The organism is Paenibacillus sambharensis, from assembly GCF_003233845.1.
GTDB classification, from domain to species: Bacteria; Bacillota; Bacilli; order Paenibacillales; family Paenibacillaceae; genus Paenibacillus_I; species Paenibacillus_I sambharensis.
Genome location: NZ_QKRB01000010.1, coordinates 16,944 through 32,543, shown reverse-complemented (window position 1 = coordinate 32,543; position 15,600 = coordinate 16,944). Strand labels below are relative to the sequence as shown.

12 protein-coding genes are annotated in these 15,600 nt (G+C 52.9%); 7 read left to right on the top strand and 5 right to left on the bottom strand.

Going from position 1 to position 15,600, the window contains the following annotated elements; genetic code table 11:
* Positions 1 to 74: 74 nt before the first annotated feature.
* The 4 genes from DNH61_RS01185 (at position 75) to DNH61_RS01170 (ending at position 3,459) form a co-directional block, all read left to right on the top strand.
* Positions 75 to 791, top strand: a complete 717-nt coding sequence (locus DNH61_RS01185; protein ID WP_111144881.1) for a response regulator transcription factor — start codon at positions 75 to 77, stop codon at positions 789 to 791.
* Positions 788 to 1,765: a sensor histidine kinase gene (locus DNH61_RS01180; protein ID WP_111144880.1), complete on the top strand. Its 978-nt coding sequence runs from the start codon at positions 788 to 790 to the stop codon at positions 1,763 to 1,765. The genes DNH61_RS01185 and DNH61_RS01180 overlap by 4 nt, the downstream gene beginning before the upstream one ends.
* An 82-nt stretch (positions 1,766 to 1,847) precedes the next feature.
* The gene (locus tag DNH61_RS01175; protein WP_111144879.1) at positions 1,848 to 2,792 is read left to right on the top strand and encodes an ABC transporter ATP-binding protein; all 945 of its coding nucleotides are present in this window, start codon (positions 1,848 to 1,850) and stop codon (positions 2,790 to 2,792) included.
* Positions 2,764 to 3,459 carry an ABC transporter permease gene (locus tag DNH61_RS01170; RefSeq protein ID WP_181438532.1) on the top strand — a complete coding sequence of 232 codons (696 nt, stop codon included), beginning with the start codon at positions 2,764 to 2,766 and terminating at the stop codon, positions 3,457 to 3,459. The genes DNH61_RS01175 and DNH61_RS01170 overlap by 29 nt, the downstream gene beginning before the upstream one ends.
* A 63-nt stretch (positions 3,460 to 3,522) precedes the next feature.
* On the opposite strand, the gene DNH61_RS01165 is transcribed toward DNH61_RS01170, so the two are convergent.
* The 5 genes from DNH61_RS01165 to DNH61_RS01145 all read right to left on the bottom strand — a co-directional run bounded on the left by DNH61_RS01165 (position 3,523) and on the right by DNH61_RS01145 (position 12,211).
* On the bottom strand, positions 3,523 to 5,901 hold the full coding sequence (locus tag DNH61_RS01165) for a GH36-type glycosyl hydrolase domain-containing protein (RefSeq protein ID WP_111144877.1): 2,379 nt from the start codon (positions 5,899 to 5,901) through the stop codon (positions 3,523 to 3,525).
* Between the two features lie 212 nt (positions 5,902 to 6,113).
* Positions 6,114 to 6,455: an ion channel gene (locus DNH61_RS01160; RefSeq protein ID WP_181438531.1), complete on the bottom strand. Its 342-nt coding sequence runs from the start codon at positions 6,453 to 6,455 to the stop codon at positions 6,114 to 6,116.
* 155 nt (positions 6,456 to 6,610) lie between these two features.
* On the bottom strand, positions 6,611 to 8,803 hold the full coding sequence (locus DNH61_RS01155; protein ID WP_181438530.1) for a DUF5050 domain-containing protein: 2,193 nt from the start codon (positions 8,801 to 8,803) through the stop codon (positions 6,611 to 6,613).
* 108 nt (positions 8,804 to 8,911) lie between these two features.
* Positions 8,912 to 10,420: a response regulator transcription factor gene (locus DNH61_RS01150; RefSeq protein WP_111144874.1), complete on the bottom strand. Its 1,509-nt coding sequence runs from the start codon at positions 10,418 to 10,420 to the stop codon at positions 8,912 to 8,914.
* 15 nt (positions 10,421 to 10,435) lie between these two features.
* Positions 10,436 to 12,211 carry a cache domain-containing sensor histidine kinase gene (locus DNH61_RS01145; RefSeq protein WP_111144873.1) on the bottom strand — a complete coding sequence of 592 codons (1,776 nt, stop codon included), beginning with the start codon at positions 12,209 to 12,211 and terminating at the stop codon, positions 10,436 to 10,438.
* 199 nt (positions 12,212 to 12,410) lie between these two features.
* Here DNH61_RS01145 and DNH61_RS01140 point away from each other — a divergent pair, with 199 nt between their 5' ends.
* From DNH61_RS01140 to DNH61_RS01130, 3 genes are all read left to right on the top strand, one after another.
* Positions 12,411 to 13,715, top strand: a complete 1,305-nt coding sequence (locus DNH61_RS01140) for an ABC transporter substrate-binding protein (RefSeq protein ID WP_111144872.1) — start codon at positions 12,411 to 12,413, stop codon at positions 13,713 to 13,715.
* Between the two features lie 84 nt (positions 13,716 to 13,799).
* Entirely contained in the window at positions 13,800 to 14,672 is an 873-nt protein-coding gene (locus DNH61_RS01135; RefSeq protein WP_111144871.1) for a carbohydrate ABC transporter permease, read from the top strand.
* Positions 14,672 to 15,502, top strand: coding sequence for a carbohydrate ABC transporter permease (locus DNH61_RS01130; RefSeq protein ID WP_111144870.1), 831 nt, complete (start codon positions 14,672 to 14,674; stop codon positions 15,500 to 15,502). The genes DNH61_RS01135 and DNH61_RS01130 overlap by 1 nt, the downstream gene beginning before the upstream one ends.
* Positions 15,503 to 15,600: the final 98 nt, after the last annotated feature.

The window sequence follows — 15,600 nt, the reverse complement described above, 5'->3', positions numbered from 1 at the left end:
AGATGGTAAACTAGTAAGGGAATGGAAAGCAGTGATGCAAGTTATATATGGAGGCACTTTAAGGAGATGACGTTATGGGCGGCCGCCTGCTGATTATTGAGGATGACCCGGAAATCAGTCAGATGGTAGCGGACTATCTGACGCTGGAGGGTTATGCCATTACGGTTACTTACGATGGTGAACAGGCTGCCATGCAGGTTCAGCAGGGCAGCTATGATCTGGTTTTGCTTGATCTCATGCTGCCGAAGATGAATGGGCTGGATGTCCTCCAGCACATCAGAGCTAATAGCCGGATTCCTATTCTTATCGTGTCCGCGAAGGATAACGAAGTTGATAAAGCGCTGGGACTTCGGTTCGGGGCCGATGATTACATCGCCAAGCCGTTCTCGCTGCTTGAGCTGGCAGCCCGTGTTCAGGCATCCATCCGCAGAGCGACCGAATACTCCACGATGGCTGCACGGGATTCAGAAGACATTCAACAGCAACAGCTGCTTACTGCGGGCGACTTAACGGTCGACCCCGATAACTTCCGGGTCACGAAGCACAACCGGGAGATCAAGCTGACGGCCAAGGAATTTCAGATTCTGAAGCTGTTCATTCAGAATCCGACCCGCGTTTATACCAAGGCCATGCTGTACCAGCTCGTATGGAAGGAAGAATACTACCGGGACGACAATGTCATTAATGTTCATATGAGGCGGCTGCGCGAGAAGATCGAGGACGATCCGTCCAATCCCAGGTATATCTGCACGCTATGGGGAATCGGCTACCGACTGGGTGAACAGAAGTGAACGGGCTGTGGTGGTTATGGCTGATCCCTGCTGCCGGTTTCTTCATCCTCCTGATCCGCGAGCGTCTGAGATATCGCGCTGCCCGAACAGACCTTGCTTACATAAATGATAAGCTGCAGCAGTTCACCAACAAGAGCAAGCCTCTGACACGCGAACGCCTTCTAGTCGTGACTGGTGAGCCGCAATTGCAGGAACTGCTTCAAGGGATTAACACGCTGCTTGACCGCGCTCATCAGTCTGCTTCGGATTACGTACGGACCGAGCAGGCCATGCGCATGATGCTGTCTAATGTGTCTCATGATCTGAAGACCCCGCTTACCGTTATTATGGGATACGCGGAGGTATTGGAACGAAATGCCGATATGCCTCCAGGTGAACGAATGCGAATGCTCAGTCAGGTACACCGGAAGGCGGCCGAGGTGCATGAGCGCATCAATGCCTTCTTCGATCTGACCAGACTCGAAGCGGGTGACTACGAACTTCCTCTGTCGGTTGTGGATGCATGCGAGGTTTGCAGACACCGAATTCTGGCCTATTTTGATCTCCTGACAGAGCGGAAAGTAGAAGTCGAAATTGATCTCCCCGATGAACCAGTGTGGATATATGCGAATGAAGAAGCACTGGCAAGAATTCTGGATAACCTGCTGAGCAACGCCGTACGGTATGGTGCGGATGGCGGTTATCTTGGTTTGGCGCTTACTGCAGATCGCGGCAATATCCGGATCGATGTGACCGACAGGGGACCCGGCATCGCCCGCAGCGACCAGATCAGAATTTTCGAGCGGATGTATACCACCGAGGATTCCAGAAACCGCAGTCTGCAGGGGAGCGGTCTTGGCCTGGCGATTGTGAAGAAGCTCACTGAACGGTTAGGCGGCCGGATCAGTCTGGACAGCTTATCCAATGAACGCACCTGCTTCTCGGTCACCTTCCCCGTCTCGGATTACAAGTCCCTGCATCAAATTAAGAAATAAGTAAGCTTTGCGACATAGAAAAGAGAGACCCTCAGCCTAGTATGAATAACAGATAGCCGATTAATCACGGGGAGTGAAGGGCATGACAGATATTATCCGGACCCGGCTGCTTACGAAGAGCTTCCAGTCAACTGAGGTCGTATCCCAAGTTAATATGACCGTCAAACGCGGTGAAATTTATGGTTTCCTGGGGCCCAATGGCGCCGGCAAATCGACCCTTATGAAGATGCTGCTTGGCCTTGTGCAGCCCACTAGCGGCGAGATTGAACTGTTCGGCGAACGAATTCAGCCCGGCTCCATCGAATTCTTGAAGCGGATTGGCCACCTCATCGAAACACCGGTCTTCTATGACAAGCTGACTGCAGAGCAGAATCTTGAGCTTCATGGCGAGTACATGGGCTATTATGACAAGCAGGCTGTCCGCGAGTCGTTACAGCTGGTGCAGCTGCTGGGCGTGGAGAACAAGCCGGTTCACCAATTCTCGCTTGGCATGAAGCAGCGTCTCGCCATTGCCCGTGCGATCTCCACCAAGCCGGAGCTGCTGCTGCTAGATGAACCGATCAACGGCCTGGACCCGGAGGGCATTCAGGATATGCGCAGCTTGTTCCGCAGGCTTCGCGATGAATGGGGAATGACGATTCTGATTTCCAGCCATCTGCTGTCAGAGATCGAGCTGGTAGCCGATACGGTTGGTGTCATTCACAGCGGACGTTTAGTCCGGGAGGTTTCTCTGGAGACAGTACGGCAGTCAACGACCGACTATGTGGAAATCATGACATCAAATATCAAGCAGGCTGCCTTCGTACTGGAGGAGAAGCTTGGTGCGAGGCGCTTCAGGCAGATTAACAGCAATACCTTGCGAGTTTATGGTACGGATCTATCGGAAGAAGCGCTCTCCAAGGGACTTATAATGAATGATGTGCCGATCCTGTCGCTCAACCGGCGTCACCATTCGCTGGAGGAATACTTCTTCGATATCGTCAAAGGGGGTGGAGGTCATGTGGCATCTGATCAGGCTGGAGCTTAAGAAGGGCCGTTTAACCGGCTATATATGGGGCTCGCTGATCGCCTACGGCGTGATAGCCAGTCTGCTGATGCTCATCTACTTCGTTGAAGGTATCGAAGGCGCCGATCCTGTATTCCAGAGCTACCCTGACATGCTCTTCCTTATTGATGTCCTGATCAGGGCAACCTTCATCATCTATGCATCGGTGCTCCTGTCCAAACTCATGATCAACGAATTCCGGGATAAGACAATCGGTCTCCTGTTCGCCTACCCCATAAACCGCAAGAAGCTTATTGCTGCTAAGCTGCTGATCGTGTTCACCTGGACGTTCCTGAATGTCATCATCGCCAACCTGCTCATTGATGCCCTGTTAATCTTGGTTAATTCCCAGACGGGTTATGTAACCGGTCCACTTACAGGTGAGCTGTTAATGGAGCACGGCATCAATGTCCTGATGCAGGCCTTCGGCGCTGCGGGCATGAGCCTGCTGCCCCTGGTGCTGGGAATGCGCAAGAAATCTGTGTCCGCCACGATTGCTTCATCCATCTTCATCGTCATGATTGTATGCTCCCACAATTTGGGCTTCTCCCTCAGCTCCATTATTGCCATACCGCTGTCCCTCGCTGCACTTGGGATATTCCTGACGTACCTGAGCTTCCGGAATATTCACCAGATGGATGTGGGATAAAGAGAAGAAGGCAGCCCTGTCATGGCTCATGACAGCGACTGCCTTCACTTTATATGTGTTCTACTAAATAGGGAGCTTCACAACTACCTGGTATGTCATTCCCGCTTTCACATCCCGGACTATGCCGTCCGCTGCATAATCCCCGTCCACATAAACCTCAGCCACTGTTACACCAGCCTGCCGCTTCATCTCGATGCTAAGCTCCGCGCCTCTGAAGTCCCGCTTGACCACAGCCTCATGCCAGTCAGAAGGCAGCTGCGGCTTCACCCGCAGCCCTTCCGGACAGCCCTGCAGCCCGAACAGCCCGTCAATCAGGCAGCGGTATACCCATGGCACCGTCCCTGTGTTAAACAGATGGCTGGAGCGCCCGGCCGTGCGCGGGAACTGCTTGTAGGCGCCCCGGTAATAGTTAGGGATGAATACCGGCAGCTGGCCCCGCTGAATCAGATCCTCCCGGTCGGGACCGGGGATCATTTTCCTAAGCAGACGATAGGCATCCTCCTTCTCGCCCGCCGTATACAGTGCATAGATGTAGAAAGCCGCGGCATGATTATATACCGCTCCGTTCTCCGCCGATCCCGGATGCTTCTGGGTCACCCTGCCGACATCCTCGCGCATGCCCGTATAAGGCGGACCAAGCTTCTCTACACCGTAAGGTGTTTCGAGCTGTTCGCGGACCGCGCGCATCAGCTTCTCCTTCTTCTCCTGATCGGCAGCACCGCTCAGCAGAGACCAGCCTTGAGGATTAATGAAGATGCGACCTTCCTCATCTGAGCTGATCCCGAACACCACATTGTCATCGGTGATGCCCCTCGCATACCATTCGCCATCCCATAGATAGGTATTGACGATGTCATTAATATCCTTAGCCGCTATCCGGAAGGTCTCGCCCACATCCCTGCGTCCGCTTCTGTCGCAAATATCTGCCCACACCTGGCAGGCATAGGCGGTGGCTATCGTCAGCCACCCGGACACGCCCCTGCCCTTGTATCCCACCATGTTCATCGGGTCGCACCAGTCGCCTTGGTTAATATAATTCAGCCCGCGTTCATCCCGGTCGCCCAGCAGCCAGTCGATGGCGAGACTGATATGCTCAAACACACTGGCCTGCCCCCCGCCATCGGCGAAAGGAACCATCTCATTCAGAATGGCGTAATCATTAGTCTCATCCAAGTATGTACTTATACAGACAGGCAGCCAGACGCAGTGATCCGTGTGGGGAACCTGGTTAATATACTTAAGCTCTGCCTCTTCATGCAAAATAATGCCGTCCGGCATGGCACCGCTGGCCTTCTGCTGGCTTAATGCTGTCAAGAATGCCTTCCTTGCCGTCTCCGGCTTGATATAGCTCATTCCCATATGATCCTGGAGGAAGTTGCGGGTCTGGGGGTCCGTGGTCAGACGGTTGGTCTGCCCGTGGTAATACATCTGGCGCGGCAGCCAGTGATTCACCATATTATCAAGCTCCGGATCAGGGGTCCGGATCTCTATGCAGCCCCTGCCTTCCCTTATGTAATCGGCGTACTTCCGCTCCGCAGCTGTGAAGCCATCCTCACCCTCTGCATTCCTGCGCTGAAAATAGTTATACCGGATCGCCGCAATCTCTTCCTCATCCTTGGCAGGTCCGAAGATGAAGCGATACGTCTGCTCCTCTCCCGGGTTAAGCGTCAGCCGGTACTGCATAACGCTGGCAGGCATTTCGTACCGGGCTTCCGATCTGGACAGCTCTGGAAGGTTAATCGCGGAAGGCGCGGTTATTCCGCCCTCTCCTTCGAAGATCTCCTGGTTGGCCTCCCAGGATACCGGCGCATGCTCCGCGAGCAGATACGTCTTGTCTTTAAACTCCTTGACCTTGTAATAATCCGGATACTTCTGGTAGGGCGTGACCGAGGAACATACGATAGCCTGTAGCTCCTCCGCATACGCACCCGACTGGTTCATCCATGACATGTAGCCAACTGTAAAATAAGGATAAATGCTAATCCGGCGCTTCCCCGGCTTAAGGTTCGTCACTTTAACCCGCCAGAGCTCCATGACGTCATCCTTCGGAAGGCTGAGGCTCATTTCAACGAGAATGCCCCTGCATGCCACCCGCCATGCGATTCTGCTCTTCCCGACGGCAAAGGTGTAGCTGTCTGCCGGCACGCGTACAGGCTCATAAGGGGCCGAGAACACTTCCCCGGTCTCCTCGTCCTTCACATAGACGAACCGGCCGGGATGGTGGGCATAATAGGGCTGCTCCGGCTGCATGAAGGTCTTGGCCTCCAGGTTCGGCGCATGTGAATATTTGGCCGGCTCCGGCTGCATGAACTGCGCCACGGCGTAGCCGCGGCAGGTGACCTGGATCATCATCCTCTCATTCCACAGGAAGCCCGAAGCCTTGGGGAGAAGAGTTGGACTTGTCAGCTCGTAATATTCTTCCTCTTCAATCGCTCTCATCATAAGCATCCCTCTCTTCACAGCATCACTAAATACAGAGTGTCAATTGGCGGTGCAATCCCATCCCGCCAGCATCCTGTTCATTATCTCAGCGCTCCCTGACCGGAACAATGACGGAGACTATAGAAGTTAGGGTTGATTTATTCGTGAATTGTACAGGGGCACCTTACGGAGAACTATCCGGCCAGCTGCCCAATTCATATTCGCTTAGCTGCTTATTTCTTCTCCAACCGATGCTCTTTAATGACAATGGCTTGAGCCAGGCCCGTTATGAGTCCAATGAAAAGAGCAGTCCCCATAAGTGAATAGCAAGCGGTAAAGATTTTCCCCGGCGCTGTTTTCGGTACAAAATCCGTCGCCCCCAATGTTGTCATGACGATCACACTGTAGAAGAACGATTCCACAACAGAGATTTTCTCTACAACACAATAAAAAACCGTGCTTCCCATTATAAACAGCAGGACAAAGAAGGTTAGTACCAGAAAGACGCTCTCGGTTACATAAGCTTCCCGGACCCTCTTGAACAAGTTATAGATGCTGTTGAAAAATGCCTTCATGACAATGCCTCCAAATGATTGCCTTAATACGAGCATTATGGGCAGCATCCCCATGCAGTAAACGCAGGTGAAAGTACGAACAGGCCGTCAGCTGCTTGGCAGCCGGCGGCCTTCATATTTCTTTCTAATCTCATGACTGACTTCTGTTCCCCTGCTTAACTCTCAATCCTGGTTGCTTTCAATGTCTGCAGGTTGAGCTTATACGTGCCCAGCCATCTTCCATCGCTTCCTGCGTGCTTGTTGTACGTAAGATAATCCTTGGTGACACCTGTAAGGTGATAGACATGCCGGCTTGGATTGCCCTGAAGCAGGACTTCCTTCTTCCTGCCGTCCGTACTTACCCGCATAATCGTACCGGTGTCGAAGGTCTCGAAGATCACGGTGTTCCCCTGGAAATACAGCTTGCCAGCCCCTTGGCTGCTCAGCAGCCTCTTGTCGCTTCCATCGGTTCTCATTGAATAGAGCTTGCCGGCTGACAAGACACTCTTGATCGGGTCCTTCAAATCGCTGTAATAAATACGGCTGTTATAGATCTGGAAAGAATCAACGAGTGCAAGGTCCTTCTCAGCTGAACCATCCTTACGGAGCATATGCAGCAGGTAGCCCTTCTCTTGGTCACCCTCTTCATTACCAGTCAGGTAATACAGATTGTCTCCATGCTTCACCAGCTCCCCCCGGAACTTCGTTCCGGGTGTATGACTCAACAGCTCCAGATCTGTTCCCGTATAACGGTAGCGGACCGGATATCCCGGCAGGTTCGGGTCCATGCCGTTAGACCACCAGGCATATACGTATTCGCCGTCAAACTGCTGATAGCCGAACTGCATCGGCATGCCGGCATGCTGTGCAAAAGTCGAGTCCTCCTGTGCGGCTGAAGAATCTGAGGCGGCTGGAACCTTCAACACCTCTGCATAGCGGTCGCCGAGCTTCATTTTCTTCAGATAGCCTTCCTGAATGAAGTACACCAAGCCCTTCTCAAACTTCAGGAATTTATAGCTGCCGTCCAACACGATTTCACTGGCACCTGTCCTGCTGTTCTCCCGCACCATATACATGCGTGTATATTTTATCTGACCAACCGTAGAGTAGGCGTCCACGTCATGCTCGAACATATATTTTGCCCGGTAGATCCAATCCCCGGATTTAAAATGGGTTGCCGTGGCCGCGATCTTCCCTCTAAGAGGGACGGCCTTCCCGTTCAGGTCATATTTGACCTTCTGCCTGGACAACTCCGGCTTAATTGTTAAAATCTCTGCAGATGTTGATCCTCCCTGCACATCGGTAACCATAATGCTTCCATTAGCAAGAACTGTCACGAGCGGGGACCCTTGCCTCTGTTTCATCCGCGGGCCGTCACTCCACTTGCCCGTCAGCGGGTTGTAAATTTCCGTGGTATGAAGTGCCCCGTTCACACCCTGGCCTCCCACGACGAGGATCCGGCCATCAGGAAGCAGCGCAGCCCCTGCATAAGCCCTTGCCTCCTTCATGAAGGCAATCACCTTCCACTGATTCTTCTGCGGCAGGAAGATCAGCGCAGCTGTGGAAGGATTAACGCTGGCCCCGGGTCCATAGCTGCCGCCCGCAAGCATATATGTTCCATCCGCCAGCGGGGCTGCAGCGGAAAATCTCAGTACATACGGGAGCCCCGAAATTGTCTGCAGATGCTGCGTCTTGCTGTTATAATACTGACCGTGAGAGAACCCGTCATGCAGTCCCCCGCCATAGCTGAGCACATTGCCCGCCTGATCCATGACAAGCTCATTGCCTGCATAGGCTATCTTGTCCATCTCCGACCAGCTGTTGCTCTTAGCATCATACAAGTAGCTCCGGGCATGTCTTACGCCATACTGTGTATAAGAAGCCGTCACGAGAATCTTCCCGTCCGTTAGTGTGACCGCCTTCATATGCGGCAGCTCCGGAATCACATGGGGCAGGCTCGCCGCCGGTTCGAAGGATTGACTGGCCGGGTCATATATTTCATTGCTGCTGTAGCCATGGACTGCCGGACTCTTGCCCCCAATAACCAGAATTTTGCCGTCAGGAAGCAGTGCCAATGCCTGTCCTTCGGATACGCGGCTTCCCTTCAGACGAGTCCATGTATTCGCCGCACGATCATAGGAATACAAAGAACCATCCTGAATGAGAGCGGCCGCCTTGCTCTTGCCATAGGCAAGTGTACTGCCAATGTATGTACCCTCGGGGAGCCCCTTAATTAAGCTGAACGATCCAATGGATTGGGATGTCTGTACAGAGGCTGCTGCTGCCGGGACTGGGCTTTCAATCAGAGCTGATAAAACGAAAGCTGCCGCCGAGATAATCAAGGCGCTTCTCTTGAGCCTATTATTCACTTCATACTCCTCCTGTTGTGTAATTCTAGCTGTAGCATCATATAGTAGTTTAGCACTACTCATTACCATCTGTAAACAAAATGTAAGACTAAAGGCCTGTGAAAACACTCACCTTTCAGCTGATTGTTCCTTGAACATCGTCGGGCTGCAGCCTGCATGCTCCTTGAAGACCCTAGAGAAATAATGCTGGTCGCCAAATGCCAGCAGGTCTGATATATCCTTGACCTTAAGCTTGGGCTTCTGCTTCATCAGCCGGCAGGCTTCTTTGATCTTTAAGCCCATGTAGTAGTGCACGAACGTCGTCTTGGCATGCCGCTTCATGATCCGGCTGATATAGGATGGACTGACATGGAACTTCTGTGCAAGATCATTAATGGATAAATGGGCATACATATTCATTCTTACGTATTCGTCAATCTGGTCGTACAGCTCTTGGCTGCTCTTCCGGCTGTGCGTCTGCAGCATATCCATGCAGTCCTTCGCCCAGGTGAGCAAATCCGTGCAGAACGCCGCATAGCTGCCATTTAATGAATACAGCTGTGATTGCTTGGCCAGCTGGATTCCGTCCCAGCCGCCAGGATCGGCTCCGCATACGCGGAACAGATCAGCCAGACGTGACAGAAATCCTTCCAGCCTTGCGATACGGACATCCACTCCATACCACTTCCTCAGCTGCTCGGAGAGCTTTAACAGAAAGGCCTCCTTCTGCCGCTGCTTAACCATTTCCGCGAACGAAGGCATCAGCTGGTCCAAGCTTTCGGCTTCTGTCCGTGTATGATCTGGCACAGGAAGTGCCGCATCTAACCGAATAGGCGATGCAGCCGTCAGCTGCTCATCCAGCCGTCTGACCAGGCTGCGGTATGCTTCCGGCAAATCACCATGCTCCACCGGCTTGTACTGGCTGATCATGGAGGCCGGTATGCCCTGAGCGGTGAGTTCCCTTCCGATAGCATCCAGCCACTCATAGGCTGACGGATATTTGTCCTTCAGTCCTTCATCAGCCAGTACAAGCACCTGCCCTGACAGGCTCGTCGGGATAGCCCAGCAGCAGTGGGGCTCGCAGACCTTCGCTATTATAGGCCGCAGCTGCTCCCCGTCCCACTTCTCTCCTGTTGTAAACGGCTGCTTGCGCACCAGCAGCATCAGCTTGGGGCCGGCATAGAATTCGGTGCCCAGCTGAATTTTCTCCCGATACTCGGGGCTAGTGATCTCCTCCAGTCTTATCCGGTCATAGGCCTGCTGCTGTTCAAGCCCGTCGACAACCCGCTCCATAACCTCCATGAGCTGGCCCTTCTCAACCGGCTTTAACAGATAGTCGAACACCTGCAGGCTGAGGGCTCTGCGTGTATACTCGAAGTCATTATAGCCGCTGATCAGCACCACCTTGAGCTCCGGCTGCAGCTGCCTGGCTTCCGCGATCAAGTCCAGCCCGCCAAGCTTCGGCATTCGAATATCGGTGAGAAGAATATCGACTGGATGCTGCCGGATATAACCAAGCGCTTCTTCACCGTTGGCAGCTGTTGCAGCCACCATGACCGGAAGTTCCATAACGTTCAGCAGCGACTGCAGATTGCGCAGGATTGGCTTGCTGTCCTCGGCAATCAGGATTCGAAACATGGGCCATCCCCCCCTTTAGTAGAAGTCCTTGGTGAGTGAAGCAATAATCTGTACTGTGGCGCCGCGATCCTGATTGTTATACATATTAAAGAACAGACGGTTCCTGTACATCAGCTTAAGCCGGTGCACCGTATTCACAATGCCCATATTCCCAATCCCCGGGCGGTCGTCCGGCTTCTCCCCGGCAGGGAAATCTGAGTCAAAACCCTGCACCTTTGCCATGATCTCCTTCATCTTCTCTTGGTCAAAGCCCAGCCCGTTATCGAAGATTTCAATAGCCCAAATTCCGTTATACAGCCGCACCCGGATACGGATATGCCACGGGGGATCAACATCTGAGAAAGCGTGTTCAATACAATTTTCAACGAATGGCTGAATGACCAGCCTTGGGAGCATAATGAGCCCCGCTGACTCATCCGTATCCATCTCCCATTCCAGGTCCTCTTCATAATGGCGGGATACGAGGGACAGATAATGGCTGGTATGCTGCAGTTCCTCCGTGAGCGTGACATGCTCATAAGGCGAGGACACAATATACCGCAGGCTGTCTGAGAGATGCTTGCACATGTCTGTTACCGCATCGTTCTTCCCCTCCTGGGCAGCGATGCTGATCAGATAGAGAACATTATGGATAAAATGGGGCGAGATCTGGGCCTGCAGTGCCGAGTTCCTGGCTTTAACCTCCTCATGAAGCGCCAGCTTCTCCCGGTCCATGGACTGCTGCAGCCGCTCCATCAGCTCCTGAAACGCTTCACTGAGCATAACCAGCTCGTTATTAGGCGAGCGGCTGTCCACCTTAACCTTCATATTGCTGTAATTGATCCGGAGAATTTGGCTCCTGAGCTTGCGTACAGGAAGCAGCAGATTCTTCGTCGAGAAGTAGATATAGATAAAGGAAAATATCATAAGTGACGTTAGGAGCAGAATGGACATGTACTTAACGGAGTTAACCGGGCCCAGTACCGACTGCTTTGGCTTTACGACATAGGTCGTCCATGTCGTGCCCGGTGATTTGTAGTAAGCAATAATGTTGTCCGTCCCGTCTGTGTACATGCCGCTTCCCTCAGCCGGCCGCATTAGACCGTGGCTCAGCCGCGCAGCCAGATCAGGCTGGGAGGCCGCTATTATCCTGGCTTCCTGGTCCAGCACCAAAACTTCTCCATCCGCAACCCCTGCTGCAGGCTGCTGCAGGTAGCTTTGGTCCAGCTGAACCGCCAGGTAGCCGAACACATCTCCATTCTGGTTAATAATCGCGCGAATGAAGGAGACAACACCAGATGGCTGGCGGACCAGCGTGTAGCCGCTCTGATTCCACTCACCCGGCCGTTCCTTATCACGGAGGACAGGTGCCAGGGTAGAAGGGCTGTCTTCATAGCCGATGAAGGAAGCCATCAGAGTGCCGGACAGGTCAAAGATCGTCATGTCCCGAATGTTCAGACTAGGGCCGGCTGCCTGGAACATGATATCCTTCAGCTTGCGGTTCAAGGCCAGCCCTTCCACCGTATGCAGGGGCTGATGTCCCGCAGACAGCAGCTTGAAGATCTCTCTGCCAGCCAATATCCGCTGTGAGAGCTGATTCTGGCTTTCGATGTAGCTGTCCAACCGGTCACTGACCTGAACAGCAGTCGCCAGCATGTCCTGCTCAGTCCTCTCCTTCAGCGGCGGAAGCACAAGCCAGTTCACATAGACAATGAAGCAGCCAAGCACGATCAGCAGCAGCAGAACAGAGGTTACCAGGAACTTGGTTTGAAGACTGGCTTGATAACGGATGCGGCTGAATATCCTGTACATGATGCTGTCAGGCCTCCTCCCGGCAGATGGTCTATCTACCTTATCACTAGCCTCTGAAGCGGACAAGCCTGCTTACTGGTTCAGAATATTACACATCAACTGTCAATGACAATCATGTACTTAGCGGGTGATCAGCCTCTATAATCAGCATTGTAAGCGCATCCATCATAATTATCCACACCAAATGGGGGGACTTTGCATGAACAACCTGAAGAACAGAATCGCAGCATGTCTAGCAGCCATTACGCTGTCCGTGTCGCTGGCAGCATGCAGTTCAGGAAATTCCGGCGGCAGTGCTGACAACAGCAGTAACAGCGGTGCCAGCACGATTGAATTGGCCATATCGAAGAGTTCTCAGGACTCGGCTTTTGTTGACCAGGAGCTGCTGGATGAATTTGAGAAGCAGACGAACATCCGCGTTAACCTGCAGCTGCTTCCCGCAGAGCAGACCACTACTGTGCTGCAAACCAAGCTTGCGGTGGGTGAGACACCGGACATTGTACAGTACAATCTTGCCAGTGCAACCACGGACCTTAACCTGGAGCGGAATTTTGAAATTCTCGATAACGAGGCCTGGGTAAGCCGTCTGCAGAATAAAGAGGTTCTGTCGGCATACGGCCATGTATACAGCTTCCATGTGAGCCAGGATACCGGCATGCAGGGCGTTGTCTACAACAAGGATATGTTCGAGGAGCTAGGCCTCTCTGTTCCAACGAACTTCGAGGAATTCCTGGCGGTATGTGAACAAATCAAGGCAGCCGGCATTACACCGGTGTTCATGCCGTTTAAGGATGCGTGGGCCGCTAACGTATGGCCGGCAGCCGCTTTTGCCGATTATGCCGCCAAGAACGATCCGACACTCATCGAAGATCTGAATGCCAACAGACGCAACTGGGCGGAGATTCCTGCATTTGCAGACATTCTCAAGCAGCAGTATGAGGTATATGAGAAGGGCTACACGAACGCTGACATCTTAAGTGACAGCTACGACATGGCGGTGGGCAAGTTTCTCAATAAGGAGGTTGCCATGATGTTCATGGGTGACTGGCTCATTGAGAATGTTGCGGAGAAGGACCCGAGCATTCACCTGGGGCTGTTCCCGATTCCTTATGCCGAGGGAGCCAGCCTGGGAGCGAGTCCGCTGGGCGGCCAGCTGTTCATCCCCAAGAAAGCCAAGCATATGGCTGAAGCCAAGAAGTTCCTGGACTTTCTCGCGAGTAAGGAAATGGCCCAGGAAATGGTGAACGAGCAGAGCTATGTCTCGAACTTCAGTGACGTCACAACACCGGAGCTTCCCGAATATAAGCAGGAGATCGTGGAGAAGTACATTACACCGCAGAACACCGTGCTGACGACCGATGCCCATATGCTGGTGGACCGGAGCGAGCTGTACCGGTACCTGCAGGACCAGTTTGCGGGCGGCAAGACAGCCGAGGAAGTGCTGCAGGCCTGGGATGAGAAGTTTGACCAGCTGATGAAGGACAAAGGCATTGCCGGCTTCTAATCCATGGAGCGGCAGGCGGAATAGAGCGCTTATACAGCATAGGCCAGCTTTATTCTGCCTCATCCCGTTATGGAGCGTGATACCATGAAGATATCCAAGCGCTTGTACCCTTATTACATGATCTGGCCGGCATTCCTGGTCTACTCGGTCTTCTTCGTTGTCCCCGCCATTATAGGCCTGTACTATTCCTTTACCGACTGGCGTCTGGACCGGGAAGTGATCCGCTTCATCGGCTGGGACAATTTCCGTACCATCTTCACGGACGAGACACTGATTCTGGCTTTGAAAAATACAATCATCTTTGCCATTGTAACGGTCATCGGCAAGAATCTGCTGGGCATTGCTCTCGCCATAGGCCTGAACATGAAGCTGAAGACAAGGAACCTGCTCCGGGCTGTCTTCTATTCGCCCTCTATTCTCAGTATCCTGGTCATCAGCATTGTGTTCACGCCTATGCTGCGCACAGAAGGTATGATCAACCGGATGTTAAGCGCCATTGGACTGGACCCGTTAACGCAGGCCTGGCTGACCGATCCTTCCATTGTTATCTGGACTATAGCCGCCGTATCGATCTGGCAGCATGTCGGCTTCCAGATGGCCATCTATCTGGCAGGACTGCAGTCGATCTCGAAGGATTACTACGAGGCGGCCACCATTGACGGTGCTGGCCCCTGGAGAAGCTTTATCAACATTACCCTCCCCCTTCTGCTGCCTGCCATCAATATCAACCTGATGCTGACGCTTATTGGGGGCCTTAAGGTGTTCTCTGAGGTCTTCGTGCTTACCGGCGGAGGGCCCGGCAATGCTTCGCAGGTCGTCGGCACGATCATCCTCCGGGCATTCGGCGAAGGAAGCTGGGGACTTGGGACAGCGATTAACACGCTGCTGTTTGCAGGTGTGACGCTGATATCGATCCCGCTGCTAATCTTCATGCGGCGCAGGGAGGTGACGGAATAATGGGCTTCTCCCGGAAGCTGGCGCTTCGCAACTACCTCGTTGAAGGCCTGCTGATTCTGGCCTCGCTGATTATTATTGTGCCGCTGCTGATGATGGTGTTCGGCTCCTTCATGACGAGCACCGAGGTACTGCGGTTTACACTGGATCTGCCGGATAAGTGGATGTTCTCCAACTATGTGCGGGTTTTCGAGGAAGGCGGGCTTGGACGTGCGTTTCTGAACGGTCTGCTGATTACAGGCGTCTCTTCGGTTCTCAACATTATTCTCTCGTCATCGGCTTCCTTCATTCTGGTCAGACGGGAGACGAAGCTGACGAACATGCTATATCTGTATTTCTTCATGGGGCTGATTGCCCCAATGTCCACTATTACAACCATTCGGGTTGTGCAGTGGATGGGCTTCTACGGCAGCATTACCAGCGTCATCTTCATCTATGCCGCCCTGAATACAGCCTTCAGCGTCTTCCTGTACAGCGGATTTATCAAGTCGATTCCGAAGGCGCTCGATGAAGTGGCCTTTATCGAAGGGGCCTCCATGTTCGACGTGTTCTTCCGGATTGTGACGCCGCTTATTCTGCCCGTTAATGCAACGGTAGCTATAATGGTGTTCATGGCAGTATGGAACGATATTACGATCCCGCTCTACTTCCTGACAGACAGCTCGGATTGGACGATGCCGCTTTCCGTCTATAATTTCTACGGAAAGTACAGCCGGGACTGGAACCTGATCTTTGCCAACCTGGTCCTGACCTCTCTGCCCGTGCTGATCCTGTATATCTTCGCCCAGAAGTATATTGTCAGCGGACTCACCGCCGGGGCTGTTAAGGGATAGGCCGGATGTATGAACCAGAAGCCTTTACCATTAAAGGACTTATTCTTATAATGATCTATAAGTATTCGTTTCTTTAGGGTGAGAAGGTGATGAACAGT

Coding starts and splice junctions, on each gene's coding strand:
- DNH61_RS01165 (WP_111144877.1), bottom strand. CDS start 5,901: ATGATGAGAGCGATTGAAGAGGAAGAATATTACGAGCTGACAAGTCCA.
- DNH61_RS01130 (WP_111144870.1), top strand. CDS start 14,672: ATGGGCTTCTCCCGGAAGCTGGCGCTTCGCAACTACCTCGTTGAAGGC.
- DNH61_RS01150 (WP_111144874.1), bottom strand. CDS start 10,420: ATGTTTCGAATCCTGATTGCCGAGGACAGCAAGCCAATCCTGCGCAAT.
- DNH61_RS01175 (WP_111144879.1), top strand. CDS start 1,848: ATGACAGATATTATCCGGACCCGGCTGCTTACGAAGAGCTTCCAGTCA.
- DNH61_RS01170 (WP_181438532.1), top strand. CDS start 2,764: ATGTGGCATCTGATCAGGCTGGAGCTTAAGAAGGGCCGTTTAACCGGC.
- DNH61_RS01185 (WP_111144881.1), top strand. CDS start 75: ATGGGCGGCCGCCTGCTGATTATTGAGGATGACCCGGAAATCAGTCAG.
- DNH61_RS01160 (WP_181438531.1), bottom strand. CDS start 6,455: ATGAAGGCATTTTTCAACAGCATCTATAACTTGTTCAAGAGGGTCCGG.
- DNH61_RS01145 (WP_111144873.1), bottom strand. CDS start 12,211: ATGTACAGGATATTCAGCCGCATCCGTTATCAAGCCAGTCTTCAAACC.
- DNH61_RS01135 (WP_111144871.1), top strand. CDS start 13,800: ATGAAGATATCCAAGCGCTTGTACCCTTATTACATGATCTGGCCGGCA.
- DNH61_RS01140 (WP_111144872.1), top strand. CDS start 12,411: ATGAACAACCTGAAGAACAGAATCGCAGCATGTCTAGCAGCCATTACG.